This window comes from Mogibacterium kristiansenii (genome assembly GCF_029224645.1).
Classification (GTDB): domain Bacteria; phylum Bacillota; class Clostridia; order Peptostreptococcales; family Anaerovoracaceae; genus Mogibacterium_A; species Mogibacterium_A kristiansenii.
Genome location: NZ_JAQXUZ010000003.1, coordinates 1 through 15,021, shown reverse-complemented (window position 1 = coordinate 15,021; position 15,021 = coordinate 1). Strand labels below are relative to the sequence as shown.

The 15,021-nt window shown below is 50.0% G+C and carries 12 protein-coding genes; 8 read left to right on the top strand and 4 right to left on the bottom strand.

What is annotated here, in order from left to right; genetic code table 11:
- Positions 1–374, top strand: a 374-nt coding sequence (locus tag PUE40_RS01320; protein WP_277671660.1) for a hypothetical protein, incomplete at its 5' end; no start/stop codon positions are given.
- Between the two features lie 95 nt (positions 375–469).
- Complete coding sequence (locus PUE40_RS01315; RefSeq protein WP_277671659.1) at positions 470–922, top strand: hypothetical protein; 453 nt, start codon at positions 470–472, stop codon at positions 920–922.
- 81 nt (positions 923–1,003) lie between these two features.
- Here the strand turns inward: PUE40_RS01315 and PUE40_RS01310 are convergent, their stop codons facing one another.
- Entirely contained in the window at positions 1,004–1,654 is a 651-nt protein-coding gene (locus PUE40_RS01310; protein WP_277671658.1) for a nuclear transport factor 2 family protein, read from the bottom strand.
- 238 nt (positions 1,655–1,892) lie between these two features.
- Positions 1,893–2,987: a S1C family serine protease gene (locus PUE40_RS01305; protein ID WP_277671657.1), complete on the bottom strand. Its 1,095-nt coding sequence runs from the start codon at positions 2,985–2,987 to the stop codon at positions 1,893–1,895.
- 201 nt (positions 2,988–3,188) lie between these two features.
- Here PUE40_RS01305 and PUE40_RS01300 point away from each other — a divergent pair, with 201 nt between their 5' ends.
- From PUE40_RS01300 to PUE40_RS01290, 3 genes are read left to right on the top strand one after another with little or no spacing between them, the layout of a single operon-like run.
- Positions 3,189–4,622, top strand: a complete 1,434-nt coding sequence (locus tag PUE40_RS01300; RefSeq protein ID WP_277671656.1) for a GH25 family lysozyme — start codon at positions 3,189–3,191, stop codon at positions 4,620–4,622.
- Positions 4,594–5,259: a SurA N-terminal domain-containing protein gene (locus PUE40_RS01295; protein WP_154554422.1), complete on the top strand. Its 666-nt coding sequence runs from the start codon at positions 4,594–4,596 to the stop codon at positions 5,257–5,259. The genes PUE40_RS01300 and PUE40_RS01295 overlap by 29 nt, the downstream gene beginning before the upstream one ends.
- A 17-nt stretch (positions 5,260–5,276) precedes the next feature.
- A complete protein-coding gene (locus PUE40_RS01290; RefSeq protein WP_277671655.1) occupies positions 5,277–7,352 on the top strand; it encodes an ATP-dependent helicase in 2,076 nt (691 codons plus the stop codon).
- On the opposite strand, the gene PUE40_RS01285 is transcribed toward PUE40_RS01290, so the two are convergent.
- Positions 7,287–8,159, bottom strand: coding sequence for a DMT family transporter (locus tag PUE40_RS01285; protein ID WP_277671654.1), 873 nt, complete (start codon positions 8,157–8,159; stop codon positions 7,287–7,289). The genes PUE40_RS01290 and PUE40_RS01285 overlap by 66 nt on opposite strands.
- A gap of 137 nt (positions 8,160–8,296) precedes the next feature.
- Positions 8,297–9,208: a DMT family transporter gene (locus PUE40_RS01280; protein ID WP_277671653.1), complete on the bottom strand. Its 912-nt coding sequence runs from the start codon at positions 9,206–9,208 to the stop codon at positions 8,297–8,299.
- A 194-nt stretch (positions 9,209–9,402) separates the two neighbouring features.
- Between PUE40_RS01280 and PUE40_RS01275 the strand changes: the two genes are divergently transcribed.
- From PUE40_RS01275 to PUE40_RS01265, 3 genes are all read left to right on the top strand, one after another.
- Entirely contained in the window at positions 9,403–10,437 is a 1,035-nt protein-coding gene (locus PUE40_RS01275) for a YeiH family protein (RefSeq protein ID WP_277671652.1), read from the top strand.
- 206 nt (positions 10,438–10,643) lie between these two features.
- A complete protein-coding gene (locus PUE40_RS01270; protein WP_277671651.1) occupies positions 10,644–12,584 on the top strand; it encodes a coiled-coil domain-containing protein in 1,941 nt (646 codons plus the stop codon).
- A 13-nt stretch (positions 12,585–12,597) separates the two neighbouring features.
- Positions 12,598–14,433, top strand: a complete 1,836-nt coding sequence (locus PUE40_RS01265) for a hypothetical protein (protein ID WP_277671650.1) — start codon at positions 12,598–12,600, stop codon at positions 14,431–14,433.
- The last annotated feature ends 588 nt before the right edge of the window (positions 14,434–15,021 follow it).

The following is a 15,021-nucleotide window of genomic DNA, read 5'->3' as shown; positions in this document are numbered from 1 at the left end:
AAGGTCGCGCTCGCCTGCCTGCAAAGTCAATGAATTCGTTTTCCGTGCGCGAACCCCGGTCCGGAAAAAGAGGAAAAGACGACCCCGGAGGCGGTAAAGTTCGCGCTCGCCTGCCTGCAAAGTCAATGAATTCGTTTTCCGTGCGCGAACCCCGGTCCGGAAAAAGAGGAAAAGACGACCCCGGAGGCGGTAAAGTTCGCGCTCGCTTGCCCGCAAAGTCAATGAATTCGGTTTCCGAGCGCGAACCCCGGGCCGGAAGAAGAGGAAAAGACGACCCCGGCGTCGGCAAGGTTCGCGCTCGCCTGCCCGCAAAGCCAATGAATTCGGTTTCCGAGCGCGAACCCCGGTCCGGAAGAAAAGAGAAAAGTGAATAATCTTTTTATAAGAAAAACTTATTTGAAAGCTCGTGCCTTCATGGTAGAATAAGACAAGTATGTGCGTAGCTTAGTAAAGAGAAAGGGGTGCAGCAATGAGAAAGCGGAACCTGCTGATATTCACGCTGGTTGTTGTACTGGTGACCGCAATGTCCGCGCCGGTTTTCGCCGGCAGTCAGGGCGACCGGCCGGAACATAAAAGGACTCATACGGATAAGGTCTATGCGGCAAAAAAAGGCTCCATTTCGGTGGATACCCGCCTTCGGATTCGGGAAGACCGGGCGCATGTTCGGGTCCGGGTGAATCAGGGTGCCGCAAAGAAGACCACGCTGTACACTACGGTGTATCTGCTGAAATCTTCGAAAGGTCACTGGACCACCGTGGCCAGGTGGACCGGACGCGCCAATGGGAGAACCTTGAACCTGACCCGCAAGCGGAAGATTGTAAAGGGGCGGTATATGGTAAAAAGTGTTTCCACCGTCCGAAGCGGCCGGGGCAGTGATACCTTGGTGGATTACAGCAAGGAGCGTTCCTGCAGGAAAAGATAAAAAACAATTGAAAACCCCCGGCAGAGGGAAAAGCGTAATCGCTGACCCTGCCGAGGGTTCGTGTTTTATTGGAAATATAGATTAGTCATCCGTCATGCGGTCGATGGAGTTCTCCGCATCCAGCATTCCGCCGGACAGGATGTTCAGAGCGGCCTCGTTCTTGTCGTCGTCCATGTCTTCCACAACCCATACGCCGTTCTCCTTCGTCAGATGGAAGGTAGCGGTTTTCTTGTATTCCTTTTTCTTCAGTGCGGAAATTTGCCGGTGCAGCTTTTCGCTCATCACCTTGCTGACCTGCTCGTCGGAAGCGTTGGAGTTGTACAGATCCATGGCTCCGGCAAAGAAATCTTTGAAACCGGCCACGAATGCGTCGCCCATCTTGTAGGTGGTGATATCTACTTTTACCGTGGCCTCATCGCCGTTAATCTCTTCCTCACCGATTTTGTATTCGAAATCGATCAGTCTTGGGTAGAAGTCGTCGGTGAGCACCTTGTTCATTGCGGTGTCCATGCCTTCTTCGTCATCGTCGTCGTCCCAAGCTTCGGCGCCCAGATCAAAGGTACTCTCTTCGTATACCTTCTTGATAGCATCCTGATCCTCATCCTGAATTCCTTTGAGGAACTGATCCACCGTCTTCGATGGAGTCACCTCCGGTTTGGATGAGGAAGAACCGCAGGCACACAGCAATACCAGTGTGCTCAGCAAAATCACAGATATTAATCTCTTCTTCATTTAATACTCCTTTCGTTATTAGAAACGGGATCCCGTTCATGTTCAACTTGAATTGATATAACCTTACACTATTGCCGGGAGGATATCAAGAAAGGCGTGTGAAATTTAAGAAAAGCTTTCGGAAATCTTAAGAAAGTGACAAAAAACGAAACCGGCATTTGCATGCCGGCCTCGCCAAAGAAAGGAAAATATATATATATCCATGGGAGTTGCCGCCTGTGCACCCCCGGATGGAAGGCTAGAATGTGGAGAAGAAATCCTCGATGGAATCTTCCCAGCTGTCATCCTGATCCGGAACACTGCCGTGGTGGCTTCCGGAGGAGTCCTGAGACTGCCCGCTGCTTCCGGAACGGGAATCCGATGAGGAATCGCTGCTTCCGGAATTGCCGGACGAATCGGAACTGCTTTTGGTTCCGCTCTTGATGATATTTTTAATGATGGAATCCACCTCATCAATCGGAATGGCGAACCCGATGTTGTCGATGGACGCCTCTGAGGAAGAACTGCCGGAGGAGTATTTGGCATTGGTGATGCCAATGACCTCTCCGTACAGGTTGAACAGCGGGCCGCCGGAATTGCCGGAGTTGATGGCCGCGTCAGTCTGAATCAGCTTCATGGTGTTGTTCTGAGAAAAAGTCACTTCCCGGTTCAGGGCGCTGATGGCGCCGGAGGTCAGGGAGAAAGTGAGTTCGCCCAGCGGATTTCCGATGGTCACCACTTCGTCCCCCACGTTTGCGCTGGAGGACTTGCCCAGTGTCACGGCCCGGAGCCCGGTGGCGTTGATTTTCAGCACTGCCACGTCGTAACTCTCGTTGTAGCCCCGCACCGTCGCCTCGTAGCTTTTGCCGTTGTTGGTGGAAACCGTGATGGAATCCGCCCCCTCGATTACGTGGTAGTTGGTGACGATATATCCATTGGATGAAACGATGAAGCCGGAACCGGAAGCCGCGGACTCCGTGGAGTAACCGAACATGTTCCGGGTGGTGGATTTGGTGGAGATTCCCACCGTCGCATCCACGTTCTTGGCGTAGACCTGCGCCGCCGTCATCTTTTTGCCGGTATTCACGCTTTTCACGCTCACCGTCCGGTCTCCGCCGTTCCCTTCCAGCAGGGTAGCAGCACCGGTGCGCTCGGCAATCATGGCACCCCCAAAGCCGGAGGCACCGCCGATGAGTGCGCAACTCAGCACCGCGGCGATGGTCCGTTTCCTAAAAGAATGTTCTTTCGGCCGCTTCTGCCGAGGCGGTCGGCTGTTTTTATGGTCATCCCGATTCTCGTCATTCGGATTGATCAGAATGAAGTCGGTGTTGGATTCGTTGAAATTATTATTCATGGGGAATCCTCCTTCATTATCGTGTTGCATTTGATAGTACCAATATACTGAAAAAAACTTAAAGTGAACTTAAAGGAATATAAAAACTTTGAAAAGGAAATTGCAGGTTCAATCATATTTTCATCATAAAAACCGCCTCATGTATGCTATAATAATACGGTCATTTTATAGGAAGTCACTTGTAGGATAGAAAGGCAGTGGATGTTGAGAGGATTTATCGGAGCAATGAAAGCGGGAAGAATTGCTGTTGCTGTGGTCGTAGTGATGATCACGGTCTTTTCGACTCTTCCGACGTATGCTCTCCCAACGAAGGATACCGTGCGCCAGCCGGGCAAGGTGTCGTCTAACCGCGCTTTCTATGGAATTGATGTTTCCGTATGGCAGGGAAACATCGATTGGCAGAAGGTGAAGCATGCCGGAGCGGATTATGCATTTGTCCGTGCCGGAGCCACCGGACAGAATTCCTTTGAAATGATTAAGGATCGCACCTATGAAAAGAATATGGACGAGGCGGCAAAGGCCGGAGTGGCCCGGGGCGTGTATTGGTACTCCCAGGCTACCACCACGGAAGAAGCGGTAATCGAGGCAAAGGAAGTGTGCAAGTATGCCGAGGGCAGAAAGCTGGAGCTTCCGATTGTAATGGATATGGAGTTCTCCAACGGCAGATTGGATGCGGCGTATGCAGGCTGGGTTTCGGAAGGCGGATCCGCCAATGCCCGGAAGCAGCTGACCCTGATTGCTGACGCGTTCCTCAACTACTGCAGGGATCACGGATATACCACCTGCCTGTACGTGTCGCAAAGCTTGACGTCTAAGACGTCCGGTGTGGATGTGGCGAAGCTGGTGAAGGACGGCCACGAGCTGTGGATTGCGCAGTACAATATTAACAACACTTCCTCGGAAGATTATACCTACTGGCAGTACAGCAGCATCGACCGCATCTCCGGAATTCGGGGCAGAGTGGACTCCAACTATATGTACATTCCGAAAAATAAAAACACCAACGGCAACAAGAAGATGGAAGCCACCATGGATTACGAGCAGCTGGCGTATACCGGTAATCCGGTGGAGCCGGAGGTAACCGTTCAGGATGGCGTAACGAAGCTCACGGAGAATCAGGACTACACTCTGGTGTACGCAAAGAACATCCGCAAGGGCACAGGCTATGTCATCGTAAAGGGCAAGGGCAAGTACCGCGGATATACGGAATGCGTTCCGTTCCGGATTGGCAGCAAGACCATCGAGAAAGAAGAGAGAGCCAATGAGGTAACGGATGTGGTTACTTCGGAGGTTAACGGAAAGACCCAAGTAAAGTTCACCGCAGCGGAGAGCAACGTAGGTAACTACCGAGTATTCTACAGAAATTCCAACAGTGAGGAATGGCAGCACGTGGACACCAACCGGACGGAAGTGTTCCTGGACGGCGAACAGCGTCAGGTGAAGGTCGCTACGGTGAAAGAAAACAAGGTCATTGCGACGGCGACCCCGAAGAACAACAAGAAGACCGATATTATCGATAAGGCCGTTCAGAACGACACCGAACTTTCCGGTGTAAGCAAAGAGAAGACGAACAAGGTGCGACTGATTGATAAGGAGGTAAGCAACGATGTCACAACAAGTTCCGGAAAGAACTAGCCTTCGTGACCACCTTTCATCCGCACACGAGAAATGGCGAGAACATTCCCGTTTTCGCCGACTTTCCAAGAAGAAGAAAATTATAGTAGGAATGCTGGTGTTTCTGGTATTCCTTCTATTTCTTTTGAGCGCAACGCTGAACCGCTATAACGGATACAATATTCTGTTGTTGGATCGGTATGTATCCTTCGATATGCCGGAGGAAGATACCTTGACGGCGAAGGAATGGAAAAAATTGGTGAAATCCGCAGAGGTAAGCAAGTATCCGGAAGCGCAGCTGAAGCGAGAAGAGAAGTACATCACCAGTCAGTACCACAAGCGGATTAAGGAATACGGATTGACGTATAAGGAATACCTGAAGGAGTCGGATTTGACGGAATCGGAATTCCAAGCGCAGGTGGAGAAGCTGGCAAAGGAGAATGTGAAGGAGAAACTGATTCTCCATTCCATTTCCAGAGAAAAGAAGATTTACGTTTCTTCCGAGGAGATGAAGGCGGCAAAGCAGCAGATGATGAAAGACCGAGGAGCAACCAGTGAGGCGGATTACAAGAAAATTGCCGGCGAGACTCTGGACGAGCACGCAGAGGAGATTGACTTGGAATCGAAACTCCTGTACGGAAAGATTGTAAAAAATTAACAGGGAGACGGAGAGGTATGAATCATTCCTCATTCACCGGAAATACACATTTAGACGAACAGCAGCGAGCGGCCGCAGCGGATTGCAGCGGAAGCTCGCTGCTTCTTGCTGTGCCCGGAAGTGGGAAAACCACCACGCTTCTGGCCCGCCTGGAGAATCTGCTTCGTTCCGGAGTGCCGGACACCTCCGTGCTGGTAATTACTTTTACCAACAATGCGGCGGAGGAAATGAAGCAGCGGTTCCGGCGGCAGTACGGAAATAATCGGGTGGATTTTATGACCATCAACAGCTTCTGCTACCGCGTAGTTTGCTTTTATGCGGAAAAAACGGGACGGCAGAAACCGGAAGACTTGACGGACACCGGGCTGCTTTTGCGCCGGATTCTCGTGAGCGTGGCGGGAGATTCTTTTCCCGGGGAGAGCGACATTCGGGAGTTCGCGCAGAAGATTACCTATATCAAGAATATGCGGCTTTCGGAGGGGGAGATTGAGAAGCTTCGAATCGGAGATTACCCGGCAAAGCCCCTGTACGACGCTTACGTCCGGAGCATGAAGGCGCAGAACGCCATGGACTACGACGATCAGCTGGTGTATGCCTGCAAATTCCTGGAGAAGGTGCCGGGGGTGCGGAACCATTACCGGCGGAAATATCCCTATGTGATGGTGGACGAGGCGCAGGATACCTCATGGCTACAGCATCGGATTCTGCAGATTCTCACGCAGGACGGGGGAAATCTGTTCATGGTGGGGGATGAAGATCAGAGCATCTACGGTTTTCGGGCGGCGTACCCGGAGGCCCTGCTGGATTTTCAGCGCCATTATCCCGGGGGTAAAGTGTATCGGCTGGAGACCAACTACCGGTCCGGAAAGGACATCGTGGCTCTGGCGGACCGTTTTATCCGGCGCAACCGAAAGCGATACGATAAAAACATGAAGCCCGCGGCGGAGTCTTCCGGCCGAGTTCGGGTGGAACCGGTGGCGCGGCGGTCCGATCAGTATCGGCAGATTGCCGACTGGATTCGAGAGGATCCGGAGCGGGAAACGGCGGTGCTCTACCGGAACAACGACAGCGCCATCCCTCTGATGTATCACCTGAGAAATGCCGGGATTTCATTTCGAAATCGGGGGCTGGACACCCTGTTCTTTAGCAGCCGGGTGGTGCGGGATGTGAAGGATATCCTGGGATTCGTCATGCATCCGGCGGACAGCGAGCTGTTCTGGCGAATTTACTATAAGCTGAATTACCGGATTCCGAAAAACGCAGTGGGAGATGCGGTGCGGCGAATGGACTTTCGGCGAAAGGATCCCATCCTGGCGGTGCTGACGGAATCACCGCTTCTGGGACGGCAGAAGAAGGAAGACCTTCAGATTCTTCGGGATAACTTGCGGGATATGCGCCTTCGGAATAACGCGAAAGAGGCGCTGGAAATGATTCGCACCGGCATTCGGTACCGGAACGAGAAGAGCGAAAAGCTTTTCGTGCTGGAAGCGCTTGCGGAACCCGCGGATACCATTGCGGATTTCCTGCAGAAGCTGTGGGAAATGGAGCAGATGATTTCCGCCGGCACCGGGAATTTGGAGTCAGCGGATGCCAAAGTGATTCTCAGCACGATTCACGGCAGCAAGGGAATGGAGTACGACCGGGTAATCCTGGTGGACGCCGTGAGGGATGTGCTTCCTTCCTCGGAAAACGACCGGGAGGAGGAACGGCGCATCTTCTACGTGGCAATCACCCGTGCCCGGGAGGAACTGATTCTTCCGGATTACGGAGACTGTTCCTCCCCGTTCCTGCGGGAATGCTTCGGCAAACTGCCGGACCGCAGCGGTAATCAAAAGGATGTGCGCCGGATGGATTCCAAAGAATTCCGGGAGAAGGCAGCGGAATTCGTCCCGGGAGCGGAGGTCCGGAGCCGGAATTTCGGCGTGGGTGTCATCCGCTCCAACGAAGGAGATTTCCTGGAGGTGTACTTCCCGAAGGACGGGAAGACCCGCAAATTCGTGAAGAGCATCTGCATTGAGAAGGGTTCTCTACGCCTTCTTCCTCGCCAGTCCGTTCTCCAGCGCAGCCGGCAGGAAAATGCTCAGCAGGATTAATCCGCAGCCGATGATTCCCAGGAAGGTGAACCGCTCACCCAGGAAAATCACGCCCAGAATAACCGCCGCCAGCGGATTGGTCGCCACATACAGGCTGGCTCGCTCCGGCGTGGTGTATTTCTGTCCCACCGGCTGAATCGTGAAACCGATGGCACCGCACACCAGTGCCAGGTACAGAATCGCACCCCATTCCGGCGCAGAGGTCGGGATGGTGAAATCCTCGAAGGCGAACGCCGCCAGCAGGCTGAAGAATCCGATGAAGAACAGATGGAAAACTCCGATGTTCAGCGGGTTGTCGTCCACTGTAACGATATCCATGACCACAACGGTAATCGCGTAGCTTACCGCACCGCCGAAGACCAACAGTTCTCCCGGCGTAAATGCCAGCTTGCTGCCCTTCAGGGTCATGAGCGCGATGCCTGCGAGAGCGATCAGCGCACACAGGATATCCATGCGTTTCGGCAGCCGGCGATATACGATGGCCGCCAGCAGCGGCACGATGACCACCGACGTATTTTCAATAAAAGCAGTTGTGGAGGACGGCGTCGTCCGAAGTCCCAAGAGTTCAAACGCCATGCAGCAGAAATAGAAGAAACCCACAATTGCGCTGTGCAATACTTCCTTTTTGGTAACACTGCAAATCTGCTTATGAAAGATTAGTGCTACCACTGCAAATGAAATCAGGAAACGGATGCCGCACAGCGTGAACGGCCCAATGGTTTGCATGGCCAGTTTGCTGAACAGCAGCGACGTTCCCCGTAAAGTGAGTCCAAGCGCAATCAGCGCTTCTGCTTTTCGTTGAGTCATCTCAATACCCCCTGTAAATCCTCCGACAAAAACATTTTCTCTTAATCATAGATGTTCCGTCCATCCCCTTATGAACTGTAACATCGGGTAAATTATACCACCGCGGGGGAATCGAGGGCAATATTTTGCGCAATGAATTATTCCCAAGAAACCACCAGAATTCCGCCGCACACCAATACCAATGCGATTAGGACGGAGCCGTTCAGCACGCCGTGTTCCGACAGGATGACAGAAGAGAGCAGCACGCCGGCCACCGGTGTGACGAAGTTGAACACCGTCACATGGCTCACCGGGTGGTATTTCAGCAGAACACCCCACAGGGTGTAGGCAGCGGAGGAGATGAAGGCCATGTACAGAAGCAGTAGCAAGGATGTTGGGGTTCCCACCGTCATTCGGCCGCCGAAGAGGAAGGCCACGATGGCCATGGTCAGTCCGCCGGTGAAAAACTGCCAGCCGGAAAGCAGTACCGGGTTGTGGTCCCGGGAGAAGATTTTAATCAAAATCGACGCCGTGGAGGAGGCGAACACGGAAAGGAGGATGAACCCTTCCCCGTTCCAGGTGAAGCCGAAATTCACCGTCTGACCGACGGTCTCCACCAGAAGCACTCCGGAAAACCCCAAGAAGCAGCCGATGAATTTTTTTAGCGTCATTTTCTCCAGCCGGAACATGTACACCGCCAGCAGAATCGCCACGAAGGCGCCGGTCCCGTTGATGATGGAGGAGCGCACCGCCGAGGCGCGGGCCAGGCCCATATAAAAGAAGATATATTGCAGGATTGTCTGGAACAGGGCCAGTACAGCGATGGGCTTCCAATCGGATTTCTCCGGTAAAAGCAGTTCCTTCTGCAGCAGACTGCCCGCCAGAATCACCAGGATTCCCGCCAGCGCGAAACGGCAGCCGGCGAAAAACAGCTGTCCGGGAACGTTGCCGGAAACGATGGAGAACAGGCGATAGCCGACCTTGATGCACGGGTAGGCGCTGCCCCACAGGGTGCAGCAGAAAATGGCTGTGATGATCAGCGTGGATGTTTTGGACCAGAATTGTTTCATGAGATTCTTCCTTCTATATTATATGCGTTTTTTGTAATCTTTCGGACACGATGAACATTATACATCAAAGACAGTGACTTCGGTAGTGGCGGAGTGCATTCGCAAAATATGACTTTACAAGGTCTCCGGTTCGGAATATAATAAAAAGACTGCTTTGCGAAACGGGCGGCATAGGACGAATTAAGGAGAGTAAAATGAGTAACACGATTAAAGAGAAAGTTCCGGGCTTTGCGGTCTGCTTCCTGCTGGCGCTGCCGGCATGGTTCATCGGGAAACAGTTTCCGGTGGTGGGAAGCGCGGTAATCGCAATCCTGCTGGGCATGATCATCGCCCTGTTTTGGAAGGATCAGGGAAAAGCGAAGAAGGGAATTAAATTCACATCCAAGTACATCCTGCAGACGGCGGTAGTGCTGCTGGGCTTCGGCATGGACCTGGGCGTGGTTCTCCGCACCGGCGGACAGTCCCTTCCGATTATCATCAGCACCATCGCCATCTCACTGATTCTGGCGTGGGTGCTCCACAAAGCAATGCACATTCCGGGAAACATTTCCACTCTGGTGGGCGTGGGTTCCTCCATCTGCGGCGGATCGGCCATCGCCGCCACCGCACCGGTTATCGATGCTGACGACAAGGAGGTCGCTCAGGCGATTTCCGTCATCTTCTTTTTCAACGTGATGGCCGCCATCTTCTTCCCGATGCTGGGCGCCGCCATCGGTTTCGATACCCACAGCGGCGAAGCTTTCGGTATTTTCGCGGGAACGGCTATCAACGACACCTCCTCGGTGACCGCGGCCGCCGCGACCTGGGACAGCATGTGGAACCTGGGCGCCGAAACTCTGAACAAAGCCGTAACGGTGAAACTCACCCGGACGCTGGCGATTATCCCGATTACTTTGGGTCTGGCCATCCACCGCGCCCGCAAATCTTCCGGCTCCGGTAAAAACAATTTCAGCCTGAAGCGGGCATTTCCGATGTTCCTTCTGTATTTCGTAATCGCTTCGGTAATCACAACCCTTGCGGGTATGGCGGGTGTCTCTGCGGAAGTCTTTGCCCCGCTGAAGGAACTGAGCAAATTCTTCATCACCATGGCCATGGCCGCCATCGGTCTGAACAGCAACCTGGTGGAACTGGTAAAATCCGGTGGAAAGCCAATCGCTCTGGGCGCCGTGTGCTGGGCCGGCATCACCGCCGTGAGCCTGCTGATGCAGCACGTGATGGGCATTTGGTAAGGTGAAGTGAAAACCATAAGTGAAAAGCGCAAACGCAAATCGAAGCGGACGTCTCCGGATGTCCCGCTTCTTTTTTTTGCGAGAAAATTAAACTGCGAATCGAATGACAGAAACGGTACAGAAGAGTTAGAATTGATTTGGAAGCCTTTCGGCGGAACGAATTCCGTCGAAACAGAAAGAAAGGAAATGGATGGAAGGAGGAATTTATGAAATCCAAAAGAAAATGGTTGGCAGGCATTCTGTCCGTCGTGATGACGATGACATTCATGCCGACGTATGCGTTTGCCGGTGAGGCAACGGAAGGCGGCGCCGACGCCGACGCAGTTTGGACGGTGAAAAGGGACTACGGGAAAGGCGAGGTTGTAGGAAATTATAATGACATTAGAGAAGCAATTGAACAAGCAACTGATGAGTGCAAGATTATACTAAATCGAGATGCATCCGGAAAAGGTTTGTATTTGGAAGCTGTAGAGGATGGGGACAGTTGGTATAAAAACTTTGATTTTAATGGCCACACCTATACAGTAACAGGCGGTGCAAAAAGGGAGACCGGAGAAACGGAATCGTATGCAATTGGCAATTATTCAAGGGGTACGTTCTCTTTCGATAATGGTACATTGAAAATTGAGAACTGTTCTGGCGGAATTAGATCCGCGGACATTAAAATGAAGAATTTCAATGTGGATGCATCGAATTCAAAAGACTGCAAAAATGCAGTATATGCTGAAGGGCATTGTAGTATTGACGGAAACAGTAGTGTGAAGGTTCAGCCGGGCAACGATGCATTAAATTATTATAAATTCTCGGGCAATAATAACGTAATCAATACAAAAGGAACAATTCAAGGGGATATCAATTTCTTTGGAGAAAGCGGATATGACGAAATCGCGAGGGTTTTGATTAGAAACGGAAGATTTGATGGGAAAATCAAAAATGCACAGAGTGTTATCTCTGATGAAGAAGGAAATGAGGATCGGTTTACCCACTTGAAGCTGTACGGCGGATCGTTCAGCGAACAGCCGGATGAAGCGTATATTGCAAAAGGCTATGCGGTAAAAGCAACCGATGACGGAAGATATGTCGTAGACGCGGCGGATCCGCTCTTGCAGAAAATTAAGGAATTAAGAGAAGAGGTTGCTGAAGCAGACGACAGTATGGATGCAGATATTAATGTGACGAACAAGAAAATGTACGATATCAGAGAAAGTCTGGATGCTGCAGAGGAGAGCTTAAACGATGGAGTTTATGAGGACGGTGTTGAGAAGGCAACGCTAAGAGCAGAAAAGTCCATTCAAGAAGCCAAAGCGCAGATTGAGGACGTGACGCTATTTATTACACAGAAGGGAAAAGAATACAGTGAAAAAGGTCAGATATTGAAAGATAAATGTGCAGACCTGAGAAAAGAATTGAAAGAAGTCGATCGGAGTCAGTATGACTTTGGAGATTTTGATGTTGATGAAGGTTTGGATAGCATAGAAGAATCCGCGCAAAAGATGTTGACGATATTCAGCAGTGCGGATGAAAAGGATTATAACGGCTTTGACGAATTGTATTTGGTAGAACTGAATAAACTGAATAAGAGACTGACATCGGTGGAAGTGAAGCTGGACAAGATAAAGAAGTTGCCGAATAAGGTCAACAAAGAAAACAGTGCAGCTTTGGAAGAAGCGAGAAAAGAGCTGGAAGAAACAAAGAAGGCATTGGCAGAGACAGAAAAGAAGCAAGAAGAGCTGAATAAAAAACTGGATGTATTAGCTGCAGAGCTGCAGAAAACGCAGGAGCAGCTGAAGAAGGCAGAGGAAGAGCTGAAAAAGCAGAACAACGCACCAACTCCGTCTTCAACGGTAACTCCGGTAAAGAAACCGGGGCAGGTGAAAGGCCTCAAGCTGAAAGCCGGTAAAAAGAAAGTGACTGTTACCTATAAGAAGGTAAGCGGTGCTACTTCCTACAAAGTGACTTACAGCACCAGCAAGAAATTCAAGAAGGCAAAGACCGTGACCGTGACATCCGGAAAGACGGTGAAGAAGACCATCAGCAAACTGAAATCCAAGAAAACATACTACGTTAAAGTATGCGCCGTTAAGAAAGTGAAGGGTAAGAACTTCACCGGTAAATGGTCCGGCGTGAAGAGCGTAAAGGTGAAATAATAACAGGAGAAAAATGAAGGAGGATAGTATGAAATCCGGAAAGAAATGGTTGGCAGGCATTCTGTCTATCGTCATGACGATGGCATTTATGCCGATGTATGCATTTGCCGGCGAAGCATCATCGGGCAGTGCAGACACTGATGCTGTGTGGACGGTAGAAGATTCCGAGGGATTCATTCTAGGAAACTACAATGAACTGCAGGATGCGATGGAGTCTGGTAGAGAATATGATTCAACAATCATATTGAATCGGGACGCGTCCGGTAAAGGGGCAGCATTGGCGTTGTCGTACGGCGATAGCCCATATTTTAATTTTGACTTTAACGGCAACACATATACGGTAACAGATGGCGCAACATATGGAGCTGAATCTGAACGAGCAGCCATTTGCCTTCAAGGAGATGAAGGTCATGTCACTTTTAAAAATGGCACGTTGAAGATTCAGAACTGTGAGGTCGGAATTCACATCGAGGGAGCTTGCACCGGTGATGCGAAGATAACGAATTTCAATATCGATGCATCGGGCAGCAGTGACTGTGCAAATGCGGTGATTGCAGAACAGATAGCGATTAACGGAAACAGCAGTGTGAAGGTTCAACCGGGAAACAACGCAATCCAATTCTGGAGTGACTCAACAATTGACACAGCGGGAACAATACAGGGTAAAATTGTCAATAAAGACGAGGAGAATTACTATAGCCTCAGAATTTACAATGGATTGTTTACTGAAAAACCAAAAGATGAATGTATTGCAAACGGATACGCCATAAAAACAGAAAACGATGGTACTTTTTCTGTAATCCCGACGGAAGAGTGGGCACCGATGATTGCAAAAATCAAAGCACTTCAGAAAGAGGTAACTGAAGCGGAGCACGCCATGGAATCCGATCAAAAGGAAATGGACGACAATATGAAGCAGCTGGAAACGAGCGTCGGGGCTGCTGAAAAGGCTTTGAATGATGACATCTTTGAAGAAGATGTTGACATCAATAAGGCCATTTCCGATGCAGAGAAGTCCATTCAGGAATCAAAGGTGCAGGTAAAGAATATTCAGGCGCTCCTGGAACAGAAGGGAACAGAGTACAGCGAAAAAGGCAAAGAACTCTACTCCAAGTGTGAAGAACTGATTGAAGAATTAAATGAATCGGAATATGACTCTGGAAATTACAATATCTATGAGCTTGAGAGTGTGGCAGAGAATATGCAGACCGTCTTCAGCAGTGATAAATATGAAGAAGAAGAATACAATCCGTACTTAATTGAATTAGAAGAACTGAACACGAATCTGAACAAAGCGGAAGTTAAGCTTGGAAAAGCGAAAGAACTCTCAAATAATGTAAACAAGGAGTTGGAAGACACCTTAAATGCTGCAAATAAGGAGTTGGATGCAGCAAAGGACTCTCTGAATAAGGCGAACAAGGAACTGGAAGAGCTGAACAAGAAGGTAGACACACTTCAGAACTCTCTGAAAGAAACACAGGATAAGCTGAAGAAGACAGAGGAACAGCTGAAGAACCAGAACAATAAACCAACCCCATCCCCAACGGTGGCTCCGGTAAAGAAACCGGGTCAGGTGAAAGGTCTCAAGCTGAAGGCCGGCAAGAAGAAAGTGACCGTTACCTATAAGAAGGTCAGCGGTGCCACTTCCTACAAAGTAACCTACAGCACCAGCAAGAAGTTTAAGAAGGCGAAGACCGTAACCGTGAAATCCGGCAAGACGGTAAAGAAGACCATCAGCAAACTGAAATCCAAGAAGACATACTACGTAAAGGTATGCGCCGTTAAGAAGGTAAAAGGCAAGAGCTACACCGGCAAATGGTCCGCCGTTAAGAAGGTAAAAGTAAAATAACATCATTCATAAGAACACCGAGAATATGTAAATCAAGCGAGATGCCGAGGTATATACTTCGGCATTTTGCGTTCAGTTCTGTGAAATTACTTTTAAATTAACCTTTTTAAAAAAGTTTTAAAAAGTTATTGACAAGTGCCCGTAACGCGCGTATAATTTTATCCTATCGTCACCGAAAAGCGAACGCTTCTCGGAGGCGCAGCGTGCAGGCTCCAAGCCTTTGTGGCATTGGATGCGCTCGTGGGCACTGAAAACTTTTTAAAAAAGTTTGAAAAAGGTGCTTGACAAGAGCCAACTGAAGCGCTATAATGAATAAGCTGTTTCGAATGAGACAGCAAGAACCTTGAAAACTTCATAGTGCAGAACCGGTCAAAGACGGAACACATTTCGATGGAGATTCTGTCTAAGATCAGTATAAGAGACAAACGATGTACAAATGACTTTAAGTCATACACTGTAATCGGATGTCCCTGTACAATTCTAAACACAAACAATAATGATTCGGAAACGAGTCGAGACGCGAACGCGTCATCTTAAATCAGGATTGATTTGAACAGCGAAAGCTGAACAGATACTATTTTATAAAGA

What these genes read in the sequence shown, in the direction of transcription:
- PUE40_RS01315 (WP_277671659.1), top strand. Translation starts at nt 470, where the DNA reads ATGAGAAAGCGGAACCTGCTGATATTCACGCTGGTTGTTGTACTGGTG.
- PUE40_RS01310 (WP_277671658.1), bottom strand. Translation starts at nt 1,654, where the DNA reads ATGAAGAAGAGATTAATATCTGTGATTTTGCTGAGCACACTGGTATTG.
- PUE40_RS01305 (WP_277671657.1), bottom strand. Translation starts at nt 2,987, where the DNA reads ATGAATAATAATTTCAACGAATCCAACACCGACTTCATTCTGATCAAT.
- PUE40_RS01300 (WP_277671656.1), top strand. Translation starts at nt 3,189, where the DNA reads ATGTTGAGAGGATTTATCGGAGCAATGAAAGCGGGAAGAATTGCTGTT.
- PUE40_RS01295 (WP_154554422.1), top strand. Translation starts at nt 4,594, where the DNA reads ATGTCACAACAAGTTCCGGAAAGAACTAGCCTTCGTGACCACCTTTCA.
- PUE40_RS01290 (WP_277671655.1), top strand. Translation starts at nt 5,277, where the DNA reads ATGAATCATTCCTCATTCACCGGAAATACACATTTAGACGAACAGCAG.
- PUE40_RS01285 (WP_277671654.1), bottom strand. Translation starts at nt 8,159, where the DNA reads ATGACTCAACGAAAAGCAGAAGCGCTGATTGCGCTTGGACTCACTTTA.
- PUE40_RS01280 (WP_277671653.1), bottom strand. Translation starts at nt 9,208, where the DNA reads ATGAAACAATTCTGGTCCAAAACATCCACGCTGATCATCACAGCCATT.
- PUE40_RS01275 (WP_277671652.1), top strand. Translation starts at nt 9,403, where the DNA reads ATGAGTAACACGATTAAAGAGAAAGTTCCGGGCTTTGCGGTCTGCTTC.
- PUE40_RS01270 (WP_277671651.1), top strand. Translation starts at nt 10,644, where the DNA reads ATGAAATCCAAAAGAAAATGGTTGGCAGGCATTCTGTCCGTCGTGATG.
- PUE40_RS01265 (WP_277671650.1), top strand. Translation starts at nt 12,598, where the DNA reads ATGAAGGAGGATAGTATGAAATCCGGAAAGAAATGGTTGGCAGGCATT.